Here is a 21534-nt window from a genome sequence, read left to right on the forward strand (position 1 = left end):
GCGCCGATTGTAGTGAAGGGTTTCCCTTTGTGAGAGTAGGACGTCGCCACGCTAAAGTGTTGTCTTGGAGGTTTAGCTCAGCTGGGAGAGCACCTGCCTTACAAGCAGGGGGTCGGCGGTTCGATCCCGTCAACCTCCATTTTTTGAGCCGTTAGCTCAGTTGGTAGAGCATCTGACTTTTAATCAGAGGGTCGCAGGTTCGAGCCCTGCACGGCTCATAGGAATATTTTGCGGGTGTGGCGGAATTGGCAGACGCACTAGATTTAGGATCTAGCGCCTTACGGCGTGGGGGTTCAAGTCCCTTCACCCGCATTTTTAGTCTCGTTTAATACTTGGCGAATACGCCGGCTTAGCTCAGTTGGTAGAGCATCTGATTTGTAATCAGAGGGTCGAGGGTTCAAATCCTTTAGCCGGCATCCAAATTGCGGAAATAGCTCAGTGGTAGAGCACCACCTTGCCAAGGTGGGGGTCGCGGGTTCGAACCCCGTTTTCCGCTTAGCTTGTTCGCCGGGGTGGCGGAACTGGCAGACGCACAGGACTTAAAATCCTGCGGTGAGTGATCACCGTACCGGTTCGATTCCGGTCCTCGGCATTGCAGTGACATACAGATGTATGACATGTAGCACCCATAGCTCAACTGGATAGAGTGCTTGACTACGAATCAAGAGGTTAGGGGTTCGACTCCCTTTGGGTGCATAGTTGATAGGTTTGACTGCGGATTAGAAGGTTAGGTGTATTAGTTCCTTTTAAACGTTTAGTCTTTTTTTATTATTATAGCTACGGGAAGTAGCTCAGCTTGGTAGAGCACTTGGTTTGGGACCAAGGGGTCGCAGGTTCGAATCCTGTCTTCCCGATTGAAAGAACAGAGTAATTGCTCTGTTCTTTTTTGTTCTAATAAAATACCCAAGGCGTTATCTATATTTACTTTTTCTTATCAAATCAGGCATTCCACTTTATTAAACAGTTGAAGTTATGTATAATTAAGGTCAGTATTAGTCAAGGGAAAAGGATGAGTGTGATGAGTAATCAAAATACTTCGGATTTAATAGAAGCATATCTAAAGAAGATTCTTGAAGAGAGCAGTAAAATTGAGATTCGCAGAGCCGAAATGGCTCATTTATTCAATTGTGTTCCATCCCAGATTAATTATGTTATCAATACACGCTTTACAATTCAACGCGGCTATTCTGTTGAAAGTAAACGTGGTGGCGGTGGTTACATTCGAATCGCCAAGGTTCAAATTTCTGATAGTGATCAATTGTTAAAACAGATTGCTCAGTTTACAGGCAATGAACTTTCAGAAAAAGATGCACTGATTTTTATACAAAAGTTGTACGAAGAAGAAGTGATCACCAAAAGAGAAGGAAACCTGATGTTGTCAGTTCTTGGAAAACAAGTTCTAGGCAAAGCAGGATCAAATGAAGATTATTTACGTGCTCAATTGATGCATTCATTTTTAGAACGTTTGAGTTACGAGGAGGAATGATAATATGGATGAATTATTTACAGAAAGTGCCAAGGCAGTCTTAGCCATTGCACAAGAAGAAGCAAAATATTTTAGGCATCAATCTGTTGGATCAGAGCATTTGCTATTGGCATTAGTTTTGGAGCCAAATGGAATTGCTGGGAAATCATTGCGCCAGTTGAATGCTGATAAAAACGATATTCGTGAAGAAATCGAACACTTAACGGGTTATGGTACTGTAAAAGCCTATCCTAAAGGTTCATACTTGCCTTATTCTCCTCGTGCAAAGCAAATTTTTGCATATGCTGGTGATGAAGCCAAGCGTTTAGGTGCACCAAATATTGGTACAGAACATATTTTATTAGGGTTATTAAGAGATGAAGATATACTAGCATCACGTATTTTATTGAATCTGGGCTTAAGTTTATCCAAAATGCGCCAGCTTTTAATGAAAAAAATCGGTATAACAGATCCACAAATGAGTGGTAATGTAGGACGTCGAAGAAATAATCAAGCTCAAAAGGCAACGCCAAAAGGAACACCAACATTAGATTCGTTAGCACGTGATTTAACAAAATTAGCTCGTGAAAAAAATCTTGATCCAGTAGTTGGACGTTCACAAGAAGTTAGACGTTTGATTCAAATTTTAAGCCGTCGTACAAAAAATAACCCTGTTTTAGTTGGAGAACCTGGTGTTGGTAAAACAGCGATTGCTGAAGGGTTAGCACAAAAAATCGTAAATGGTGAAGTGCCAGAAGATATGCAAGAAAAACGCTTGATGATGTTGGATATGGGCGCTTTAGTAGCTGGTACTAAGTATCGTGGAGAGTTTGAAGATCGTCTCAAAAAGGTAATCGATGAGATTTACCAAGATGGCGAAGTCATTTTATTTATTGATGAATTGCATACTCTGATTGGTGCAGGTGGTGCTGAAGGTGCAATCGATGCATCAAATATTTTAAAACCAGCACTTGCAAGAGGTGAGTTGCAAACAATCGGTGCAACAACATTAGATGAATATCAAAAGTATATCGAAAAAGATTCTGCTTTAGAACGACGCTTTGCTCGTGTACAAGTTGATGAACCAACACCAGAAGAGGCAGAAGAGATTCTAAAAGGGTTACGATCTCGATATGAAGAACATCATGGTGTGGAGATTACAGATGATGCACTTCATGCAGCAGTTCAATTATCTGTACGCTATATCAATTCTCGTCAGTTACCAGATAAAGCAATCGATTTGATGGATGAGTCTTCAGCTAAAGTTCGCTTGGATTTAGCGGATGAACCTTCTGAAATCAATAACTTACGTTTAGAAATTGCTCGTTTGGTTCAAGAAAAAGAAGAAGCCATTCAATCTCAGTCTTTTGAAAGCGCAGCTAGATTACGTCAAAAAGAGAAAAAATTAGCTCGAAAATTAGAAAATATTCTCTTATTAGAAGAAAAAGAGGCTTCTGGTTACGCAAATCGGGTAACAGAAGAAGATGTTGCGAATGTTGTTTCACAATGGACAGGTGTACCTTTACAGCAATTAGAGAAAAAGGAAAGTGAACGATTGCTTGAATTGGAAAGTATCTTACATCATCGAGTAGTCGGACAAGATGAAGCGGTTCAAGCTGTGTCGCGTGCGATTCGCAGAGCCCGTAGTGGTTTGAAAGATCCAAATCGACCAATTGGTTCATTTATGTTTTTAGGACCAACCGGTGTTGGTAAAACAGAACTTGCAAAAGCTTTAGCTGAAACCATGTTTGGTAGTGAGGATGCTCTTGTTCGGGTAGATATGTCTGAGTTTATGGAAAAATACAGTACTAGTCGTTTGATTGGTTCCCCTCCAGGTTACGTCGGGTATGAAGAAGGCGGTCAGTTAACCGAAAAAATTCGTCAAAAACCGTATTCTGTTATTTTACTGGATGAGGTAGAAAAAGCTCATCCTGATGTCTTCAATATCTTGTTACAAGTGTTGGACGATGGTCACTTAACAGATTCTAAAGGACGAAAAGTAGACTTTAGAAATACAATTTTGATTATGACATCAAACATTGGCGCAACGGCGATTCGTGATGAAAAAAATGTTGGTTTCAATGTTCAGGATCTAACGAAAGATTACGGTGCAATGCAAAAACGGATCATGGAAGAGCTGAAAAAAGCCTTCCGCCCAGAATTTTTGAACCGTGTGGATGAAACAGTTGTTTTCCGTTCATTGGATCAGGAAGAAATTCACGAAATCGTGAAAATCATGAGTAAATCGATTATTCAGCGTTTAAGAGAACAGGATGTTAATGTAAAAATCACAGCAGCAGCGATTGAAGTGATTGGAAAAGTCGGTTTTGATCCAGAATACGGTGCACGCCCAATTCGTAGAGCTTTACAAAAAGAAGTAGAAGATCGTTTAAGTGAAGCATTACTTTCTGGTCAAATTCATCTTGGAGATAAAGTGACGATTGGCGCAAGTAAGGGCAAGATTACATTAAATGTTAAATCACCCAAACCAGAGCAAGTATTACAAACAATTTAAAGCTAAAATCAATAATTCGCTGTGCAAAACGAATCTGTTTTGTACAGCTTTTTTTCTTAAAAAAAAGTAAGCGAACACTCTTTATTTTGTGAAAAATGAGCGTTAAAATAAAGAGAGTCTATTGGAAAGTTTGTGAACCTGTGCTACTATAAAACAGTTGTGAGAAGACTGTGTAAAAAGATAAAAGCATTGCTGTTAGATGAATTTGTAAAAGGATTGAATGATTCTGTTCAGCTTTTGAGATATCTAGCTTCATGGGCTAGCTCTTCGGAAAAAAGATAAATATGAATAGTGGCAAAAAACACCACCATCCCTATTTCCTATTTTTCAGTCAGAGCTGAACAAGCCCATTCAGCTTTTAAAATTATCTAGCTTCATGAACCAGCATCTCGGAAAAAAGATAAAATTAGCCTGTGACAAAGAACGTCACATTCAAATTTCCCTATTTTTCAGTCGATGCTAAGCGGGTTCATTCAGCTTTTAAAGGAGGATACAAAATGATAGAACTTATTGCGACTGCTGAATCTGTTGAACAAGCAGATGCGTTATTAGCAGTAGGGGTAGATACTTTATACATTGGAGAAGAGATGTTCGGGTTGCGTTTGCCAACGTCATTTTCTCGTGAGGAACAGCGTATTATTACAGAAAAGGCCCATCATGCAGGAAAAAAAGTGACTGTTGCGCTAAATGGGATCATGCATCCGGAAAAAATGAAGAAGGTCCCGGAATATTTGACTTTTTTACAAGAAATCAATGTTGATCAAATAACTGTTGGAGATCCAGGGGTAGTATTTGTTTTGCAGCGTGATGGAATCGATATTCCGTATATTTATGATGGAGAAACCTTAGTAACTAGCTCTCGTCAAATTAATTTCTGGGCAAAACGTGGATCGATCGGTGCAGTTTTGGCTCGTGAAGTTCCTTTTGAAGAAATGAAAGCAATGAAGGATAATTTGATGGTTCCAGCTGAGGTCCTTGTGTATGGTGCTACATGTATTCATCAATCAAAACGACCATTGTTGCAAAATTACTATAATTTTACTAAAAATGATGAATCAGCCAGTAAAGAGCGTGGCCTATTTATATCTGAGCCTAAAAAAGAAGAAACGCACTATTCCATTTATGAAGACAGTCATGGTACCCATATTTTTGCAGATAATGATGTAAATTTAATTGGTGAATTGGACAAGCTTCATGAACATAATTACACAAAGTGGAAGCTTGATGGCATTTATGCGCCTGGAGAAAATTTTGTGAACGTTGCAAAGCTATTTGCAGATGCTAAGGAAAAAATAGAAGCTGGACTTTGGTCGAGTGAGCAAGCACAAGTGGCAATTGAACAAATAGAAGCTCTTCATCCAGAAAATCGTGGTTTAGATATCGGGTTCTTTGATTTGGATCCAGACGAGATAAAATAAGGAGAAAAAAACATATGACAAATGAACGAACACTGAAGCGTCCTGAGGTCTTAGCACCAGCAGGGACGCTAGAAAAACTAAAAACAGCTATTCACTATGGCGCCGATGCAGTCTATATTGGTGGCAATGCTTACGGTCTACGTAGTCGTGCAGGAAATTTCACAAAAGAAGATATGATTGAAGGAGTAGCTTTCGCCAACGAACATGGAGCAAAAGTTTATGTAGCAGCAAATATGGTTACGCATGAAGGAAATCAAGAAGGAGCAGGAGACTTTTTCAGAGAAATTCGTGATGTTGGGATTTCAGCAGTCATTGTTTCTGATCCAGCTTTGATTGAAATTTGTGCAGCGGAAGCGCCAGGCTTGCCGATCCATTTATCTACACAAGCATCAGCGACAAACTATGAAACATTAGAGTTTTGGAAAAACGAAGGATTAGAACGTGTGGTGTTAGCACGTGAAGTATCAATGGACGAAGTCGCAGAAATCCGCAAAAATACAGATGTGGAAATTGAAGCGTTTATTCATGGGGCAATGTGTATTTCTTATTCTGGTAGATGTACGTTGTCTAATCATATGTCGATGCGGGATGCGAATCGTGGTGGTTGTTCACAATCTTGTCGTTGGAAATACGAGCTTTATGATATGCCTTTTGGCGCTGAACGTACAAGTTTGACTGATAAAGGTGAAGTTGAAGAAGAATTTTCGATGAGCGCAGTGGATATGGCAATGATCCAACATATTCCTGAATTGATCCAAAATGGTGTTGATAGCTTTAAAATCGAAGGCCGAATGAAGTCGATTCACTACGTTTCTACAATAGCAAATGTCTACAAAAAAGCGGTTGATACGTATATGGAAGATCCTGAAAATTATGAGTGCAAACAAGAATGGATCGATGAGCTTTGGAAAGTAGCGCAAAGAGAGCTTTCAACTGGTTTTTATTACCATGTACCAACCGATGAAGAACAGTTATTTGGAGAACGTCGCAAGATCCCGCAATATAAATTTATCGGGGAAGTGATGGCGTATGATCCCGAAACAAAAGTCGCAACGATTCGTCAAAGAAATCATTTTAGTGTAGGCGACGAAATTGAATTTTACGGTCCTGGGTTCAAACACTTCCATCAAACAGTAGATGTTATGTATAATGAAGAGGACGAGTCAATCGATCGAGCACCAAATCCAATGATGATTTTAACAATGCCAGTTGAAGAACCAGTAGTAGTTGGTGATATGATTCGTAAAAAGAAATAAATAATTTGAGTGAGGGATTGGCTGTTACAGCTTGTCCCTTTCATTGCAGAAAGGATAAGTGAACAATGACAAAACAATATGATTATATCGTAATCGGCGGTGGCAGTGGTGGAATTGCTTCTGCTAATCGTGCAGGGATGCACGGGGCCAAGGTTTTATTGATTGAAGCGGCTGATATTGGCGGAACTTGTGTGAATGTTGGTTGTGTCCCTAAAAAAGTAATGTGGCAAGCAAGCTCAATGATGGAAATGATCAAACGAGATACAGCAGGGTATGGAATGGATGTAGAGGTAAAATCCTTCAGCTTTGAAAAGCTCGTTCAAAATCGTGAGGCGTACATTGATAATCTACATGCGGCTTACCATCGTGGGTTAGATAGTAATAATGTAGAAGTTTTAGCAGAGTATGCAACGTTTGTTGATGATCACACAGTCGAAGCAGGAGGCGAACGTTATACAGCTCCTAATATTTTGATTGCAACTGGTGGACGTCCTAAAAAATTAGGAATTCCAGGTGAAGAATATGCGATCGATTCTAATGGCTTTTTTGCTTTAGAAGAATTACCAAAACGAGTAGTCTTCGTTGGAGCAGGCTACATAGCTGCTGAACTTGCTGGAACTATTCACGGATTAGGATCTGAGACACATTGGGCATTTAGAAAAGACCGTCCATTACGAGGTTTCGATGAAATGTTATCAGAAAAAGTAGTTGAGCATTATGCTGAAGATGGCATGCATATTTATCCTCATTCAACTCCTCGTTCGATTGAAAAGTTTGAATCAGGAGAATTGATGATCACTTTTGAAAACGGCACTAAAATCACAGCTGATAGTATTGTATTTGGAACTGGTCGTCAACCTAATACAGATACGTTAGGGCTAGAAAATACACATGTTGAGCTGACAGATCAAGGCTATGTAAAAGTGGACAAATTCCAGAATACAACACAAACTGGTATTTACGCTGTTGGCGATGTGATTGGCAAAATTGATTTAACACCCGTGGCGATTGCTGCAGGACGAAGATTATCAGAGCGTTTATTCAACGGGAAAGAAAATGAGTATTTAGATTATGAAACAATTCCGACTGTGGTCTTTACGCACCCAACAATTGCTACAGTTGGTTTAACTGAAAAAGAAGCCGAAGAAAAATATGGGGATGAAAATATCAAAATCTACCAATCGACTTTTACACCAATGTATTTTGCTTTGGGTGAGTATCGTCAAAAATGCGATATGAAACTAGTGTGTGTCGGCGAAGAAGAGAAAATCGTTGGACTGCATGGGATTGGCTTAGGGGTTGATGAAATGTTGCAAGGTTTTGCAGTAGCAATCAAAATGGGGGCTACGAAAAAAGATTTTGATAATACTGTGGCAATTCACCCGACAGGTTCGGAAGAATTTGTAACGATGAGATAAAAGAACACGGATAAAACGTCAAACGTTTTATCCGTGCTTTTTTTAATTTGTTCGTGCAAGAATGGCTTGTGTGATTTCTAAGAGCTCATCCTTAGCTTTAGAGGAAGTTTCAGGTAGCTTCTGAATACCTTTTAAAGCTTGCTGCGTATATTTTTGTGCAAGCTTTTGGGCTTTCTCAACTCCGCCAAATGAATGAACTAATTCATAGATTTTATTTGTTTCAGAGTCAGTCAATGTTTCACCTTTTTTCAAATAAGGAAGTAGGGTGTCTCGTCCGTCTTCTAATGCATATAAAAGCGGCAATGAATAGATTCCCTGACGGACATCTTCCAACACAGGTTTTCCGATTTGTTCTGGACTTTGGGTATAATCTAAAACGTCATCGATAATTTGAAAAGCAATCCCAATGTTTTCACCGATTTTTCCGCAATTTTTGGCAAAACGTTCAGTTGTTCCACTTTCATAAGCGCCAACAAAGCAGCTTAGTGAAAAAAGTTCAGCAGTTTTACCAGAAATATTTTCTAAGTATTGATCAATCGTCATATCAAGATTATAACGATTATCCATTTGTCCCAGCTCACCACTTAATATTTTTTCCATACTCCGTGAATTTAACTGGATACTTTTTAAAGAAGAAGAGTAGTCAGCAAGTAACTTGAAACAGCTGACAAACAAATAATCACCCGCATAAACAGCTGTGCTATTGCCAAATTGAGAACGAATAGTTGGTAAACTACGTCTGATATCAGCATCGTCTACGATATCGTCATGAATCAATGTTGCAGTGTGCAATAATTCAATCGCTGCCGCTAAAGCAACAGCCTTTTTGGGTTCTCTTTTTTCGCCAAACTGTGAAAATAAAAGCTGATAAGCTGGACGAAGTAACTTACCGCCGGAATGGATCATCGACATGACTGCATCTTCGACATCTTTATTTTTTAGATCAACACTATTTTCCATCAATTTTAACGTATTGTTTAATTCTTTTGCTAGTTCAGGATATTTTTTCCACATGGGATGAATGTTCATAAGATGACTCCTTTGATTGTACTCAGTCAGAATAAAATATTATTGAAAATATTGGCTCCATTTATGTTTGGTTGTTGATTCGTAATTTAGCTGAAATTGGCGTAGAGTTTGAACGTGGCGCAGTAGGTAATTTGCTGCAATCCCGATTGCAATTCCGGATAATAAGCCGAAAAAAGAAAGGAAAGGCAGATAAAGCATAGGAGCCCATGATTGAGCAAAGAAACAAGTGGTTAATAATTGCCCAACATTGTGTAAAAATCCACCTGCCGCACTAATTCCAATAATGCTGACGCGTTTAGGACCTAACTGCATGATGAGTAGCATTCCTAAATAGCTAAGTAAGGCACCACTGGCGCTATAAAAGAAAGTGGAAATCGTTCCGCCAAGCAGTGTCGTTAAAATTAGACGCATACAGACCAAAAAGAAACTATCTCTTTTTCGCATTGTAAAAATAGCAATGATGGTAATTAGATTAGCCAGTCCTAGTTTAGCACCAGGGGCAAAAGCAAAAGGATAAGGAATCATATTTTCAATCAATCCAATGATCACACCTTGTGCGACTAACATGGAAATATAGATGTTTTTTTGTAATTTACTCATAATATACTGACAGTGTTTAATAAATCAAACTGCCATCCTCACTCCCATCAGAAGCCTCAACTGTGATGAATAAATTATGGGGCAAACAGGCAATAGGTGTTTCTCCTGCTTTAGATATCCAACCTCGTTGTACGCAAATTTGATCTCCGCAATTTGATTCTACCATGCGGATTTTATCACCACTGACTTCGATCAAGTTATAGTCTCCATCAGAGTCTTCGTATTTGTATGTATATGTGGGGCCACCTTCTTTTAAATCGAAGACTTTGATTACTTCACCATCCACTTTTAGTACTGCTTGTTTTGTCGCGTCATCTTGTGCAGTGTTTTGCATGCTAAATACTGCAAGGGGCAAGAAAGAACTGAGAATCAAGAAAACAATGATTACAATATCCCACGGACGTATATAGCTTTTTTTGACAAATTCTTTGATGTCCATTTCTATCCTCTCCCTTGTAGTGTTTATTTTCTTATATTCTATCATAATGAGAAAAGAAAGTTCTAGGAGCAAACCTAGAACTCTCTTAGATTTTTACTATAAGAAGTAATTATTTACTGCCATATCTGGACTTAGGTGTTCCGTACCACCATTTACCTAGTGTACGTTGAACCCAAGGGATAACCCAGCGGTCTAAACCAAGTGCACGTCCAGAACCATTCATTAAAGCGAAGGCTACAAAGATAAACCAAATGTTTACCCAATAGAACATACCTGAAAGACAGAAGGCAATTGTTAAACCAATTGTAGCAGCGCTACTTAACCAAGTGAATAATCCAGCGATCAATGCTAAAGCAATTAGTACTTCAACGATTGTCATGAATTTTTGCATGAACAATGCCACTTCTTGGTTAGGCATCATGAATTTCATAACACTTTCGAACCATTTAGGCATATGATCGAACACTTGCATTGGTTCTTCACCGTATGCATAGCTTAAACCAAACTGAGCAGCTTTAGCTGTTGTTTCAGTTGCTTCAGCACCACCACCTGCAGCAGATGCACCTGTTGTTACTTGTTCTTGTAACCAAGGGAATGGGAAGGCAACTTTATCAGTAAACCATGAACCATCACCAAACCAAGTGCTTGGTTTCAAGTAATCGCCAGTACCGACAATTTTCTTCATCGATTCGACTAACCAAACCATACCGTAGAATACACGTAAAGGAACGCTCCATAAAACATTACCATAACGTGAAGAATGTCCACGTGTTACATTACGGTCATCTTTAATATGGAAGAATTCGTGCATAATATATTGGAACATGTAATAACCAGAACGGATGTCAAAGAAATATTTCAAGTTAACGATGTGTTTCATGATGATCGCTAAGAAACCGCTCAGGTGGATTTTATCAAATAAGTTTGCGACACCCCATTTAGCGCCAACAGAAACCATGAATCCTTGATAATTTCCTTTGAATTTGTGTTTTTCACTGCCTTTGATGTCCGCTACGATATTTGCCGCAGCTGTATGACCTGTTTGTTCAGCAGCTTGAACGATTTGTGGTGTCGGTGTTTCAGGGAATTCTTCGTAATAGACCAAGTCACCAACGATATAAATGTTTTTGTCTTCGTAGCCTTTCGCTTGCATGTATTCATTTGCAATCAAACGATTACCACGAGCTGACTCTAAACCGAAGTCAGCAGCGTCAGAAGTTGCTTTAACACCAGCAGTCCAGATCAATGTGTGTGTTGGAACTGTAGAACCATCTTTTAATTTGATATGATCTGCAGCTACTTCAACGATTGGTGCGTTAAGCAACAATTTCACATTTTTCTTCTCTAAGTAACGTTCAGCTTTTGCTGCATCATTACGAGAAAGCATGTTTAAGATTGTCGGCATTGCTTCAACGACCATTAAAGTAAATTCATTAGGGTCAAGTTTAAATTCTTTTGCAAGACGATCTTTCCAGTCGATCAATTCGCCGACCATTTCAATACCAGTAAATCCTGAACCACAGACAACAAATGTTAGCATCGCTTTACGAACTTCTGGATCTGGTTCGATTGCTGCTTTTTCAACTGTTTCCAAGATATGTTCACGAATTTTCAGAGAGTTTTCAAAAGACCATAGAGTAAAACCATGTTCTTTAACCCCAGGAGTACCAAAATCATTTGGCTCGCCACCCATACCGATAATCAATTGGTCAAATTCATAAGAACCTAACTCTGTTTGAACAACTTTTTTGTCTTTATCGATACCAGTTACAGTGTCAGTTACAAGAGTGACATTCTTTTTACGTGAGAATAAACGTTGTAGATCGTACTGAATGGCTGAAGGCTCAACGCGTCCTCCGGCTACTTCGTGCAGCTCAGTCATCATGGTGTGGTAAGAATGACGATCAATTAAAGTAATCTCAACGTCAGAATCTTTTTTCAATTTTTTGGCTAAAAATTTAGTAGCTGAAACTCCAGCATAACCAGCTCCCACAACGACAATTTTTTGCTTTGTCATTGATAATCCGCTCCTTAAAATAAATGAAATGAAAAATGATAATAATTACACAATCGAATTCATTATATAGCCATTTTTAGGTTTTGTCTAATAACAATTCTTAAATATAGGAAATAATTTTTTTTTATTAAAAAGTCGTGAAAAACGGGTGAATTTTTGTTTTTCTTTTATAACTTTAATTGACATAATTGGAAAATTCTATAGAATGTAAATTATATCACAAACAAAAATTGTGAATGTTTAAGAAAAGGAAAAGGTGAACAAAAATGAAAATGAACAAAATTGTAAAGGGCTTCACAGCTATCGCACTTTCATCTCTTTTATTAGCAGCATGTGGATCAGATCAAAAGAAAGACACAGCGAAATCTTCTGAATCAACTACTGCAACATCAAAAACAGCTGAATCTTCTACAGTAGCAGAAAAAGAAGCTGGTGCAGATTTACAAGATGGTACTTATAAATTAGAAGAAAAAAATGAATCTAATGGTTACCGTGCAACATTTGAAATGACTGTTAAAGACGGCAAAATCACTGAATCTAAATATGACAATATCAATGCTGATGGTAAATCAAAAGCAGATGATAAAGACTATGAAAAAAATATGAAAGACAAATCAGGCGTAGGCCCAGCTGAATACATCAAAGAATTAAACGATTCTTTTGTTAAAGCACAAAGCGCTGATGGCGTAGAAGTAGTAACTGGTGCGACTCACTCAAGTGAATCATTCCAAAACTATGCACAACAATTGATTCAAGCAGCTCAAGCTGGCGATACTAAAACAATCGAAATCGACAATGGTGCTGACCTTAAAGATGGTACGTATGCATTGAAAGAAAAAAATAATTCAAATGGCTACCATACTGAATTTTCAATCGTTGTAAAAGATGGTAAAGTAACAGAATCTAACTACGATAACGTGAATGATGAAGGCAAATCTAAAAAAGATGACGCTGACTACAACAAAAACATGAAAGACAAATCAGGTGTAGGCCCAGCTGAATACATTAAAACTTTAAACGAAGAATTAGTGAAAGCAATGAACGAAAAAGACGGTTCAGCTGCAAACGTAGAAGTAGTAACTGGTGCAACTCACAGTTCTCATTCATTCGTAATCTACGCTGAACAATTAGTGAATGCTGCTGAAAAAGGCGACACTAACGAAATCGTTGTAGACAACATTGTAATGAAAAAATAATTTTTCACATAAGTAAAACAAAAAAAGAAATGTGTGCAGAATTCAGAGATTGCTCTGAATTCTGCTTTTTGCTGTGAATCACTGCGACTGCTACGCAGAGTAGATGATGAACAGTACTTGGCGACCGAAGGGAGAGAAGTAACCGTACTAGGAATCACTGCGACTGCTACGCAGAGTAGATGATGAACAGTACTTGGCGACCGAAGGGAGAGAAGTAACCGTACTAGGAATCACTGCGACTGCTACGCAGAGCAGATGATGAACAGTACTTGGCGACCGAAGGGAGAGAAGTAACCGTACTAGGAATCACCCAATGCTTAACTCGCAAAAAACAGAGGTAACTGTATCTAGAAAAGTAAATGTCGGTCAAAAGAATAGCCCAACAGGCTCTGCCAGAGCAGATGATGAAAACAGTACAAGGCGACTGCAAGGAGCGTTGCTTCATTCTCTTAATGCGCAAATACCAAAAGTCTAAACAAATCACTGCATTCATTTCACTAAACCGTACCAATAACAGATAGAAAATCCTTTCCATTCAAGCGAAAAAGCGCTACTATAAATAAGACAATTTTTCTATGTAGAAAGAGGGATACGATGAAAAACAAAAAATCACTGATCATCTTAATGACAGTACTATTTTTAGCTGTCTTAGCAGGATGTAACTCAAAGGAGAAGACGGAAGAAACCAAAATCAACAAAGAACCTTATTCAGATCAACAATCGCTATTAGGAACTTATGTACAAGTGAGAATCTATGATGACGGTAAAGAAGATGTATTAGAAAAAGCCTTTGCCAGAGTGAAAGAGCTAGGCGATAAAATCACGGTCAACGAAAAAGGCTCTGAAATCGATAAAATAAACGAACAAGCTGGGATCAAACCAGTCAAAGTCTCTGATGATATCTTCCCGTTATTGAAACGAGCATATGAATATAGTGAAGATTCTTCCGGTGGTTTTGATATGGCAATCGGTCCAATCACACAATTATGGCATATTGGCTTTGATGATGCTCGTAAACCTTCACAAGAAGAAATCGACCAAGCGTTAAAATTAGTTGATTATCATAAAGTAAAATTAAATGATGAAGATAAAACGGTCTATCTTGAAGAAAAAGGAATGCAACTTGATCTAGGTGCAATCGCCAAAGGATTTATTACAGATGAAGTCGTGAAAGTTTTGAAAGATAATGGCGTAACGACTGCAATTGTGGATTTAGGTGGAAATGTTTATGTGCTAGGACATAGCCCTCGTGGTAAAGATATGGACTGGAATGTAGGAATACAAGATCCTAACAAAGCCCGTAATACAGTAATCGGAACGATTCAAGAAAGCAATAAAACATTAGTAACTTCTGGTATTTATGAGCGCTTTTTAGAAGTAGATGGTAAAAAATACCATCATTTATTTGACCCTAAAACAGGTTATCCTTTCGATAATGATATCGCAGGTGTCACTGTGATCACGAAGGAATCGATCGATGGCGATGGACTTTCAACAGCTGTATTTTCAATGGGGGTCAAAAAAGGTTTAGATTACGCTGAAGGCTTGAAAGATGTTGATGTGATTTTTGTTACAAAAGAGGATACCGTATTTGTAAGTAAAGATATCGAAAAGGTTTTTGAGTTAGGAAAAGATTCAGGTTATACAATGGGTGATCGTAAAGACCTGAAATAAGGAGAACGAATATGTCTTTGAAAGTATTTTTGCAGGTTGTGGAAATTCAGACGAAATTAGCGAGTCTATTTCCTTTTGCAGTTGGGGTGTTATTTTCGATTGCTTATTTCCAAGAGTTTCAGTTAGGCTATACAGTTTTGTTTTTCATAGGAATGGTTGTTTTTGATATGGCGACGACTGCCATCAATAATTATATGGACTTTAAAAAAGCAAAATCTGAAGTATATAAATATGAAGAGAATATTATTGGTAGCTCTGGGATTAAACCTGTTCTTGTGAGAAATATGATCTTTGGAATGGTTGCTTTTTCCGCTGTGATTGGGATCTTTTTAACGGTTCAAACAGGTTGGCTATTTTTGGTAATGGGCGGCGTGTGCTGTTTTATTGGGATTTTCTACACGTTTGGGCCAATTCCGTTATCGCGGATGCCTTTAGGTGAGGTTTTCAGTGGATTTACAATGGGACTTGGGATTTTTGCGATGACGATTTATTTGAATGTTCAAGATAAACGACCATTTTATCTATTGCTTGATTGGGGTCGTGGAACATTCGCCTTGACAGGAAATTTGTGGGCAGTACTAGCGATCATTTGGGCCTCTTTGCCGATGGTCTTCACGATTGCCAATATCATGTTGGCAAATAACTTGAGAGATTTAGACACGGATATTGAAAATCATCGTTATACGTTGGTTTATTATATTGGTCGAGAGCATGGTGTGATATTATTTCAACTATTGATGTTAGCCTGCTATGCAGTTGTCTTGATTGGGTGGCCATTGGGTGTATATCATTGGCCGATTTTGACTGTATTTTTATCACTGCCAACTGTTTGGAAAAATCTTCAGTCATTTAAAAAAGAGTTACCTCATCCAAAAAGTTTTGGCTATTCGATAAAAAATCTATTAGCATTTAACGGTAGCTATTTACTAGGGTTATTCTTAACGATTATTTTAGAAAAAATTTAAATAAAAAAGAAGGAAGCAGTAACCAACAACGACTCTGCTTCCTTCTTTTTTATGCTCTATTTTAACAACCCTTTTTCAAACACTACTTTTTATTTTTTTTACTTTTAATGAATAGAAATAGTACAGCTAATAGAATAATGGCAATACCCGCAATTGAAAAGTAAACAGTTTTCTTTTCACCTGTGTTTGGAAATAAGCCTTTTTTCTTTTCTGTTTCTTTAGCAGAAGTCGAAGAGGAAGCAGTACTTTTAGCTGGTGTAGAGCTATCTGTTGTTCCTGCTGCAGCACCGGCAAAGGCTTTGTCAGTTAATGTGTAGATAGGCGAATAATCACCTGATTGTGGCGAAAAAGCTGCAAAACTGAAATCATCTTGGTATGGAAGAGTGAAATAACCTTCAGCATCTGTTAGGACAGGACTATCTGTTTTGGCAAAGGGATAAAACTCTTTTATATTTTTAGGAACTGCATCATAGTTAGCGGTATTTTCGCCGTAGATAGGCACGTTACTGACTGAAGCATCATCTGTAGTTAAGAGCCTCCCCTTAACTTGGTTATTTTCTGAATTATAGGAAATAAATTGGATATCATACACTGGCGTAGACTTTACTACTGTATAGCCCATGTTTAGTGTAACTTCTTGCTTCTCTCCTTGGTTTTCTTCTAAAGGATAGAGCATAAAGCTCACTTTGACTAAATAGTCTCCTATCTTTTCTGTTGAGGCGTCCTCTAAAAGCTTAAGATCTCTAAACGCAGCGCCATGATAGCCACCATCTTGGAAAAGCATTTCTGCAGTCACTTTTTCTCCTTGAAATACAACTAAAGTTGTTTGGATAAGATCGCTATAAGCGTTGGGAGCTGAGCTACTGGAATTTTCTATGGAACTTGTATCTGATGTAGAACTATCCAAGGTTTTTTTGTTTTCCTTCTCAGACTCTTGTGTGGATGTTATAGAGGAAGAGCTTTCAACTTCCGATGTAGTTGAAACTTCTTCTGCAAAACTTGTAAGCGGTAGAGCTAAAGATAAAGCGACCAAACAAAAAACTACTTTTTTCATAAATATTCTCCTTGCGTAATAATCGTATTGTTTATGATATAAATGTAACACAAGTGAAACATATAGCAAGTGGTTGTAAGAAAACTGGTTGACCCCTTAATAAATTCTTAATATATTTGTTTGATATTATTGTTAAGTCGTTGGATTGATGCTGCTTAAACTGATTTCCCCAGAAGAAAGGATCTTTTCTGTTTTGTCATGGAGTTGTACGACTAATTCACCATGATCATTGATGGAGACTGCAATTCCTTCATATTCAACACCTGTTTGAGTGAACGAAACAGTCTTGCCGAGGACAAATGATTTTTGGCGATATTCTTCTAAGAAATGTTGTTCTGGTAATTGATTTAGAATGGCATAAAATTGATTCCAGATTTCTGCAATCAGTTCGTTTCTTGTGATCGTTGGTTCCTCTTTTGGAAATAGAGAGGTTGCTTTTTTTCTTAATTCCTTTGGAAATTCCTCTTGTTTTAAAGAGAAGTTGATTCCCATACCGATGATGACATTTGAGATTTGTCCCGATTCAACATCACTCATTGCTTCTGATAAAATACCACAGACTTTCTTTCCGTTGATATAGATATCATTTACCCATTTGATTTCAGTAGAGACCTTGATCAACTTGTTCATTGCACGAGTGACTGCTACAGCCATGATCACGGTATATTGTGCCATTTCTTCAAAGTTTTGATTTGGTCTTAATAACATGCTCATGTAGATGCCACTACCTGCTTTTGAGAAGAAAGGTCGGCCGAATCGACCAATCGGCGCCTCTTGGATATCAGCTACGATCAATGTATTATCTGGTTCACCATTGATTGCGGCTAATTTTGCATCTTTCATTGTGGATTCTGATGAGTTTAGCACCGTGATCGAAAGACTTGGCGTTGCTGACTTTAGAGCTAAACGGATTCCTTCTGCTGATAAAACGTCTGATTTTCCGTAGCAATAGCCTTTATTACGACTACTTGAAATGATGTGTCCCTCTTTTTTTAATTCATTGATCGCTTTCCAGATCGCAGTTCGAGATAAAGAAAGTTGTTGCGCCATTTCTTCACCCGAAATAAAATTGGGGGCTTGTTTCATTAATAGGGTTAATACCTGACTTTTCGTAGACATACACTTCGCTCCTTTATAGTAGTTTCATTGTATCTGATGGTAGGAAGATGGGTCAACCACCATCCGCCTGAAAGAGGAGATAAAAATCCATCTAAGGATGTATGAGTTTTCCTGAAAAAATTGCTATACTTATGTAGTAGGAACGAAAGATGCTAGTTACAATTATAGAGACGGAGTGGGGAAGAATGGAAAAGCAACAATATGTTTGTGATAAGTGTGGCAACACACATTATGTATCAGATCAGTTTCAAGCAACAGGAGGAAACTTTTCAAAGATTTTTGATATACAAAATAAGAAATTTATCACAGTGAGCTGTACGAGATGCGGATTTACGGAATTGTATCGTGGTCAAACATCAGATGGCTGGAATGTTTTAGACTTTTTAATGGGTGGTTAATAGCCCACAAAATAAATGAAAAAAAGGAGTTCAAGTGCGTCATACACTTGAACTCCTTTTTATTTAAACTAGTAGCAGTTGATCATCTTTTAATTCACTACCGCTATTTTTGTGGAACATTTCCATCAACTCGTTAACGGTTAGATCTTTTTTCTGTTCGGCAGGAACATCTACTACAACTTGCCCTTGATGAAGCATAATCAGACGGTTGCCATAACGAATCGCGTCTTCCATATCGTGAGTAACCATGAAGGCTGTCAGGTTTTGTTCCTGTATTAATTTTTCAGTTAGCTCCATAACTGTGATCGATGTTTTAGGATCTAAGGCTGCGGTATGTTCATCCAATAAAATTAGTTCGGGACGAATCAAGGTAGCCATAAGCAAAGTGATTGCTTGGCGTTGTCCGCCAGATAATAAACCAATTTCCGCACCTAGGCGATTTTCTAAACCTAAGTTCAAACTGGCTAATTGTTCTTTGAAGAAATTACGGTCATTTTTACGAACGCCATTTCCCAAACCGCGTTTTTTTCCACGTTTCATTGCAAGGGCCATGTTTTCTTCCACAGTTAAACGTACAGCAGTCCCCATTTTTGGATCTTGAAACACACGGCTGATTTGTTTAGAGCGAGCAACGACACGCTGTTTGGTAATATCTTTACCATTTAAAGTCAATTGCCCTTCTTCAATCGGTAATGTTCCAGCAATGCTGTTTAGCAAAGTCGATTTACCAGCACCGTTGCCACCGATGATCGTAATGAATTCACCTTGATTGATCGTTAAATCAATGCCTTTAAGTACATGGTTTTCATTGACTGTTCCACGCTCGAAATATTGGTGTAAATTTTTGATTGTTAGTACAGGTTCCATTAGTTGGCTCCTCCTTTACGTTTCCCTAGTTTAGAAAAACCTAATTTTTTTTGAATCAATGGTGAAGATAGACAAATCACCAGAATAATTGCTGAGAATAATTTTAAATCAGCTGGATCGACACGTAGCTCTAGTACGCAAGCGAGGATAAAACGGTATAAAATTGCACCAATCACAATTGTAAGCAAACGCAAACCAAGTGTTTTATTTTTAAAGAGAACTTCTGCAATGATAATGGAAGCAAGTCCGATAACGATCGTTCCGATACCAGAATTCAAATCAGCGAAGTTATTATTTTGTACAAGTAATGCACCAGCTAAGGCAATGCACCCATTTGACAACATATAGCCGATGATTTTCATGTTGTCAGTTTTGATTCCGTTCGCTTCACTCATATCGATGTTGTCACCCGTTGCTCGAGTGGCTAAACCAATTTCAGTTTTAAAGAATAAGACGAGTAGAGTAATGACTAAAAGAACGATGATTGCACCGACGATTATTGCACTGTTGATTTTAGTGAGTCCTAATGATTGAGCGTGAGAGAAAATCGAATCTGTTCCTATTAGAGAAATATTTGGAGCGCCCATGATGCGCGAGTTGATGCTGTAAAGTCCAGTCATCGTGATGATTCCTGCTAATAAAGCTGGGATTTTTAATTTTGTGTGTAAAAGTCCTGAAACAAGGCCTGCTAACATGCCGGCTATAAAGGCAATTATCAATGCAAAAATTGGCGCTATCATATAATGAATATCGAATAAAGACTGGAATGGCGCCGGCCAAGTCGTTGGATCTTTTGCTAAAATAACGGCAGCGACTGCACCGCCTAAAGGAAAACTTCCTTCAGTAGTTAAATCAGCGATATCTAAAATACGGTAAGTCAGGAAGACTCCGATGGCGAGTAAGGACCACAGAAGACCTTGAGAGGTTGAAGATAGTAATATGTCTAACAATAAAATCAGCTTCTTTCAGTAGTTTTATGTAAAGGCCGAGAAAAAAGCGTTTAGCTTCGAAAAGCCAGTTGCTTTTCTCTCAACGTTTATTTAGGAATTAAGGTGCTTTGATCGTGTCTGGATCGATATTCAACGCTTTTGCCATGTCTTTATTCACGAAAAGTTCTAAGTCTTTTGCTTTTTCAACAGGCATATCCTCAGGTTTTGCTTCACCTTTTAGGATTTTTGCTGCCATGGCTCCAGTTTGTTTGCCGAGTGACTTATAGTCGATGCCCACAGTTGCCAAGCCACCTTCTTCGACTTGCTCGATAGAACCTGCAATGACTGGCGTTTTATGTTCTTTTGCTACTTCGCCGATAACAGCAGCTGCTGAAGCGAAAGTGTTGTCGGTTGGAATATAAATTGCATCAACATCTTTTGCTAAGCTAGTCGTTACTTGCTGTACGTCGTTTGTTGAGTTAGCCGTTAAAACTTTTGATTTGATGCCAGCATCTGTTAAGGCTTTTTCTGCCATATCCGCTTGGATTTTAGAATTGGCTTCACCTGCGTTATACATGATTCCGACAGTTTTAGCATCAGGGACGATAGATAATAGTAAGGCAATTTGTTTGTCGATAGGGACGATATCAGTAGTTCCAGTTACGTTGCCGCCAGGTTTCTCATCTGATTTTACGAGTTTAGCACTCACTAAATCTGTTACTGCTGTAACTAAAATTGGAATATCTGTTGTTTCGTTCAACAGTGATTGCGCAGCAGGAGTTGCGATTCCTAGTAAGAGATCTGGTTTTTCTTTGACTAATTTTTCACTCATGCTTTTTAATTGTGCTTGATCATTTTGGGCATTGCTATAGTCAATGGTTAGGTTGTCGCCGTCTTTGAATCCATTATCAGCTAAACCTTCTTTGAATCCTTCAAAAGCAGCATCTAGTGAGCCGTGTTCAACAGGTTGTAAAACACCGATCTTTTTACTGTCACTATTCGTTTCACTACCTGTCTTTTTGCCATCTCCACATGCGCCAAGAGCCAATAGTGCTACTGCTGATACGATGCTTAGTCCTAATAGTTTCTTTTTCATCCTGATTCCTCCAATTATAATTAATAAAACAAAAAATCCATTCAGACAATATGCCTAAATGGATTGATAAAAGTCGTAA

The 21534-nt window shown here is 38.3% G+C and carries 19 protein-coding genes and 8 tRNA genes; 18 read left to right on the forward strand and 9 right to left on the reverse strand.

Translation table 11 applies throughout. The annotated features are described in order from the left end of the window. Positions 1-66 precede the first annotated feature (66 nt). The 13 genes from ATZ35_RS05655 (at position 67) to gor (ending at position 8072) form a co-directional block, all read left to right on the forward strand. Positions 67-139: transfer RNA gene (locus tag ATZ35_RS05655), tRNA-Val, on the forward strand. A gap of 6 nt (positions 140-145) precedes the next feature. Further along, positions 146-218: transfer RNA gene (locus ATZ35_RS05660), tRNA-Lys, on the forward strand. Between the two features lie 12 nt (positions 219-230). Beyond that, a tRNA-Leu gene (locus tag ATZ35_RS05665) sits at positions 231-312 on the forward strand. Positions 313-343: 31 nt separating this feature from the next. Then, positions 344-416 (forward strand) — tRNA-Thr (locus tag ATZ35_RS05670). 8 nt (positions 417-424) lie between these two features. Continuing rightward, positions 425-496: transfer RNA gene (locus ATZ35_RS05675), tRNA-Gly, on the forward strand. Between the two features lie 10 nt (positions 497-506). Next, positions 507-592 (forward strand) — tRNA-Leu (locus ATZ35_RS05680). A 30-nt stretch (positions 593-622) separates the two neighbouring features. Continuing rightward, a tRNA-Arg gene (locus ATZ35_RS05685) sits at positions 623-696 on the forward strand. Between the two features lie 84 nt (positions 697-780). Next, positions 781-854, forward strand: a tRNA-Pro gene (locus tag ATZ35_RS05690). A gap of 164 nt (positions 855-1018) precedes the next feature. Then, positions 1019-1486, forward strand: coding sequence for a CtsR family transcriptional regulator (locus ATZ35_RS05695; protein ID WP_086277583.1), 468 nt, complete (start codon positions 1019-1021; stop codon positions 1484-1486). A 4-nt stretch (positions 1487-1490) separates the two neighbouring features. After that, complete coding sequence (locus ATZ35_RS05700; RefSeq protein ID WP_208929882.1) at positions 1491-3980, forward strand: ATP-dependent Clp protease ATP-binding subunit; 2490 nt, start codon at positions 1491-1493, stop codon at positions 3978-3980. A 497-nt stretch (positions 3981-4477) separates the two neighbouring features. Then, a complete protein-coding gene (locus tag ATZ35_RS05705; RefSeq protein WP_208929883.1) occupies positions 4478-5398 on the forward strand; it encodes a peptidase U32 family protein in 921 nt (306 codons plus the stop codon). Positions 5399-5412: 14 nt separating this feature from the next. After that, entirely contained in the window at positions 5413-6654 is a 1242-nt protein-coding gene (locus tag ATZ35_RS05710) for a peptidase U32 family protein (RefSeq protein ID WP_208929884.1), read from the forward strand. Between the two features lie 65 nt (positions 6655-6719). After that, positions 6720-8072: a glutathione-disulfide reductase gene (gene gor / locus ATZ35_RS05715; RefSeq protein WP_208929885.1), complete on the forward strand. Its 1353-nt coding sequence runs from the start codon at positions 6720-6722 to the stop codon at positions 8070-8072. Between the two features lie 42 nt (positions 8073-8114). Here gor and ATZ35_RS05720 read toward each other — a convergent pair whose 3' ends face one another. The 4 genes from ATZ35_RS05720 to ATZ35_RS05735 all read right to left on the reverse strand — a co-directional run bounded on the left by ATZ35_RS05720 (position 8115) and on the right by ATZ35_RS05735 (position 12157). Further along, positions 8115-9101, reverse strand: coding sequence for a polyprenyl synthetase family protein (locus ATZ35_RS05720; protein WP_208929886.1), 987 nt, complete (start codon positions 9099-9101; stop codon positions 8115-8117). A 39-nt stretch (positions 9102-9140) separates the two neighbouring features. After that, a complete protein-coding gene (locus ATZ35_RS05725; protein ID WP_086277572.1) occupies positions 9141-9701 on the reverse strand; it encodes a Gx transporter family protein in 561 nt (186 codons plus the stop codon). Between the two features lie 16 nt (positions 9702-9717). Then, a complete protein-coding gene (locus ATZ35_RS05730) occupies positions 9718-10140 on the reverse strand; it encodes a NusG domain II-containing protein (RefSeq protein ID WP_086277571.1) in 423 nt (140 codons plus the stop codon). A gap of 109 nt (positions 10141-10249) precedes the next feature. Next, positions 10250-12157 carry an NAD(P)/FAD-dependent oxidoreductase gene (locus ATZ35_RS05735; protein ID WP_208929887.1) on the reverse strand — a complete coding sequence of 636 codons (1908 nt, stop codon included), beginning with the start codon at positions 12155-12157 and terminating at the stop codon, positions 10250-10252. Positions 12158-12423: 266 nt separating this feature from the next. On the opposite strand from ATZ35_RS05735, the gene pplA reads away from it, so the two are divergent. The 4 genes from pplA to menA all read left to right on the forward strand — a co-directional run bounded on the left by pplA (position 12424) and on the right by menA (position 15992). Next, entirely contained in the window at positions 12424-13353 is a 930-nt protein-coding gene (pplA, locus tag ATZ35_RS05740; RefSeq protein ID WP_086277568.1) for an extracellular electron transfer flavoprotein PplA, read from the forward strand. Between the two features lie 313 nt (positions 13354-13666). After that, the gene (locus tag ATZ35_RS05745; RefSeq protein WP_208929888.1) at positions 13667-13828 is read left to right on the forward strand and encodes a hypothetical protein; all 162 of its coding nucleotides are present in this window, start codon (positions 13667-13669) and stop codon (positions 13826-13828) included. A gap of 119 nt (positions 13829-13947) precedes the next feature. Next, complete coding sequence (locus tag ATZ35_RS05750; RefSeq protein ID WP_208929889.1) at positions 13948-15027, forward strand: FAD:protein FMN transferase; 1080 nt, start codon at positions 13948-13950, stop codon at positions 15025-15027. 11 nt (positions 15028-15038) lie between these two features. Beyond that, positions 15039-15992, forward strand: coding sequence for a 1,4-dihydroxy-2-naphthoate polyprenyltransferase (menA, locus tag ATZ35_RS05755; RefSeq protein ID WP_208929890.1), 954 nt, complete (start codon positions 15039-15041; stop codon positions 15990-15992). Between the two features lie 82 nt (positions 15993-16074). On the opposite strand, the gene ATZ35_RS05760 is transcribed toward menA, so the two are convergent. After that, entirely contained in the window at positions 16075-17046 is a 972-nt protein-coding gene (locus tag ATZ35_RS05760; RefSeq protein ID WP_208929891.1) for an LPXTG cell wall anchor domain-containing protein, read from the reverse strand. Between the two features lie 132 nt (positions 17047-17178). Continuing rightward, entirely contained in the window at positions 17179-18165 is a 987-nt protein-coding gene (locus ATZ35_RS05765; protein ID WP_208929892.1) for a biotin--[acetyl-CoA-carboxylase] ligase, read from the reverse strand. Between the two features lie 185 nt (positions 18166-18350). Between ATZ35_RS05765 and ATZ35_RS05770 the strand changes: the two genes are divergently transcribed. Beyond that, on the forward strand, positions 18351-18563 hold the full coding sequence (locus ATZ35_RS05770; protein ID WP_010771950.1) for a zinc ribbon domain-containing protein: 213 nt from the start codon (positions 18351-18353) through the stop codon (positions 18561-18563). Between the two features lie 63 nt (positions 18564-18626). On the opposite strand, the gene ATZ35_RS05775 is transcribed toward ATZ35_RS05770, so the two are convergent. From ATZ35_RS05775 to ATZ35_RS05785, 3 genes are all read right to left on the reverse strand, one after another. Then, entirely contained in the window at positions 18627-19430 is an 804-nt protein-coding gene (locus ATZ35_RS05775; RefSeq protein WP_208929893.1) for an ABC transporter ATP-binding protein, read from the reverse strand. Next, the gene (locus ATZ35_RS05780; RefSeq protein WP_208929894.1) at positions 19430-20380 is read right to left on the reverse strand and encodes an ABC transporter permease; all 951 of its coding nucleotides are present in this window, start codon (positions 20378-20380) and stop codon (positions 19430-19432) included. Before ATZ35_RS05780 ends, ATZ35_RS05775 begins: the two co-directional genes overlap by 1 nt. Before the next feature lie 97 nt (positions 20381-20477). After that, positions 20478-21455: an ABC transporter substrate-binding protein gene (locus ATZ35_RS05785; RefSeq protein WP_208929895.1), complete on the reverse strand. Its 978-nt coding sequence runs from the start codon at positions 21453-21455 to the stop codon at positions 20478-20480. Positions 21456-21534: the final 79 nt, after the last annotated feature.

The sequence above is a fragment of the Enterococcus rotai genome (assembly GCF_001465345.1).
In the GTDB taxonomy this organism is placed as follows: domain Bacteria; phylum Bacillota; class Bacilli; order Lactobacillales; family Enterococcaceae; genus Enterococcus_L; species Enterococcus_L rotai.

Excerpts from the sequence above, each read along its gene's own strand:
- ATZ35_RS05695 (WP_086277583.1), top strand. The coding sequence starts at position 1,019 with ATGAGTAATCAAAATACTTCGGATTTAATAGAAGCATATCTAAAGAAG.
- ATZ35_RS05700 (WP_208929882.1), top strand. The coding sequence starts at position 1,491 with ATGGATGAATTATTTACAGAAAGTGCCAAGGCAGTCTTAGCCATTGCA.
- ATZ35_RS05705 (WP_208929883.1), top strand. The coding sequence starts at position 4,478 with ATGATAGAACTTATTGCGACTGCTGAATCTGTTGAACAAGCAGATGCG.
- ATZ35_RS05710 (WP_208929884.1), top strand. The coding sequence starts at position 5,413 with ATGACAAATGAACGAACACTGAAGCGTCCTGAGGTCTTAGCACCAGCA.
- gor (WP_208929885.1), top strand. The coding sequence starts at position 6,720 with ATGACAAAACAATATGATTATATCGTAATCGGCGGTGGCAGTGGTGGA.
- ATZ35_RS05720 (WP_208929886.1), bottom strand. The coding sequence starts at position 9,101 with ATGAACATTCATCCCATGTGGAAAAAATATCCTGAACTAGCAAAAGAA.
- ATZ35_RS05725 (WP_086277572.1), bottom strand. The coding sequence starts at position 9,701 with ATGAGTAAATTACAAAAAAACATCTATATTTCCATGTTAGTCGCACAA.
- ATZ35_RS05730 (WP_086277571.1), bottom strand. The coding sequence starts at position 10,140 with ATGGACATCAAAGAATTTGTCAAAAAAAGCTATATACGTCCGTGGGAT.
- ATZ35_RS05735 (WP_208929887.1), bottom strand. The coding sequence starts at position 12,157 with ATGACAAAGCAAAAAATTGTCGTTGTGGGAGCTGGTTATGCTGGAGTT.
- pplA (WP_086277568.1), top strand. The coding sequence starts at position 12,424 with ATGAAAATGAACAAAATTGTAAAGGGCTTCACAGCTATCGCACTTTCA.
- ATZ35_RS05745 (WP_208929888.1), top strand. The coding sequence starts at position 13,667 with ATGCTTAACTCGCAAAAAACAGAGGTAACTGTATCTAGAAAAGTAAAT.
- ATZ35_RS05750 (WP_208929889.1), top strand. The coding sequence starts at position 13,948 with ATGAAAAACAAAAAATCACTGATCATCTTAATGACAGTACTATTTTTA.
- menA (WP_208929890.1), top strand. The coding sequence starts at position 15,039 with ATGTCTTTGAAAGTATTTTTGCAGGTTGTGGAAATTCAGACGAAATTA.
- ATZ35_RS05760 (WP_208929891.1), bottom strand. The coding sequence starts at position 17,046 with ATGAAAAAAGTAGTTTTTTGTTTGGTCGCTTTATCTTTAGCTCTACCG.
- ATZ35_RS05765 (WP_208929892.1), bottom strand. The coding sequence starts at position 18,165 with ATGTCTACGAAAAGTCAGGTATTAACCCTATTAATGAAACAAGCCCCC.
- ATZ35_RS05770 (WP_010771950.1), top strand. The coding sequence starts at position 18,351 with ATGGAAAAGCAACAATATGTTTGTGATAAGTGTGGCAACACACATTAT.
- ATZ35_RS05775 (WP_208929893.1), bottom strand. The coding sequence starts at position 19,430 with ATGGAACCTGTACTAACAATCAAAAATTTACACCAATATTTCGAGCGT.
- ATZ35_RS05785 (WP_208929895.1), bottom strand. The coding sequence starts at position 21,455 with ATGAAAAAGAAACTATTAGGACTAAGCATCGTATCAGCAGTAGCACTA.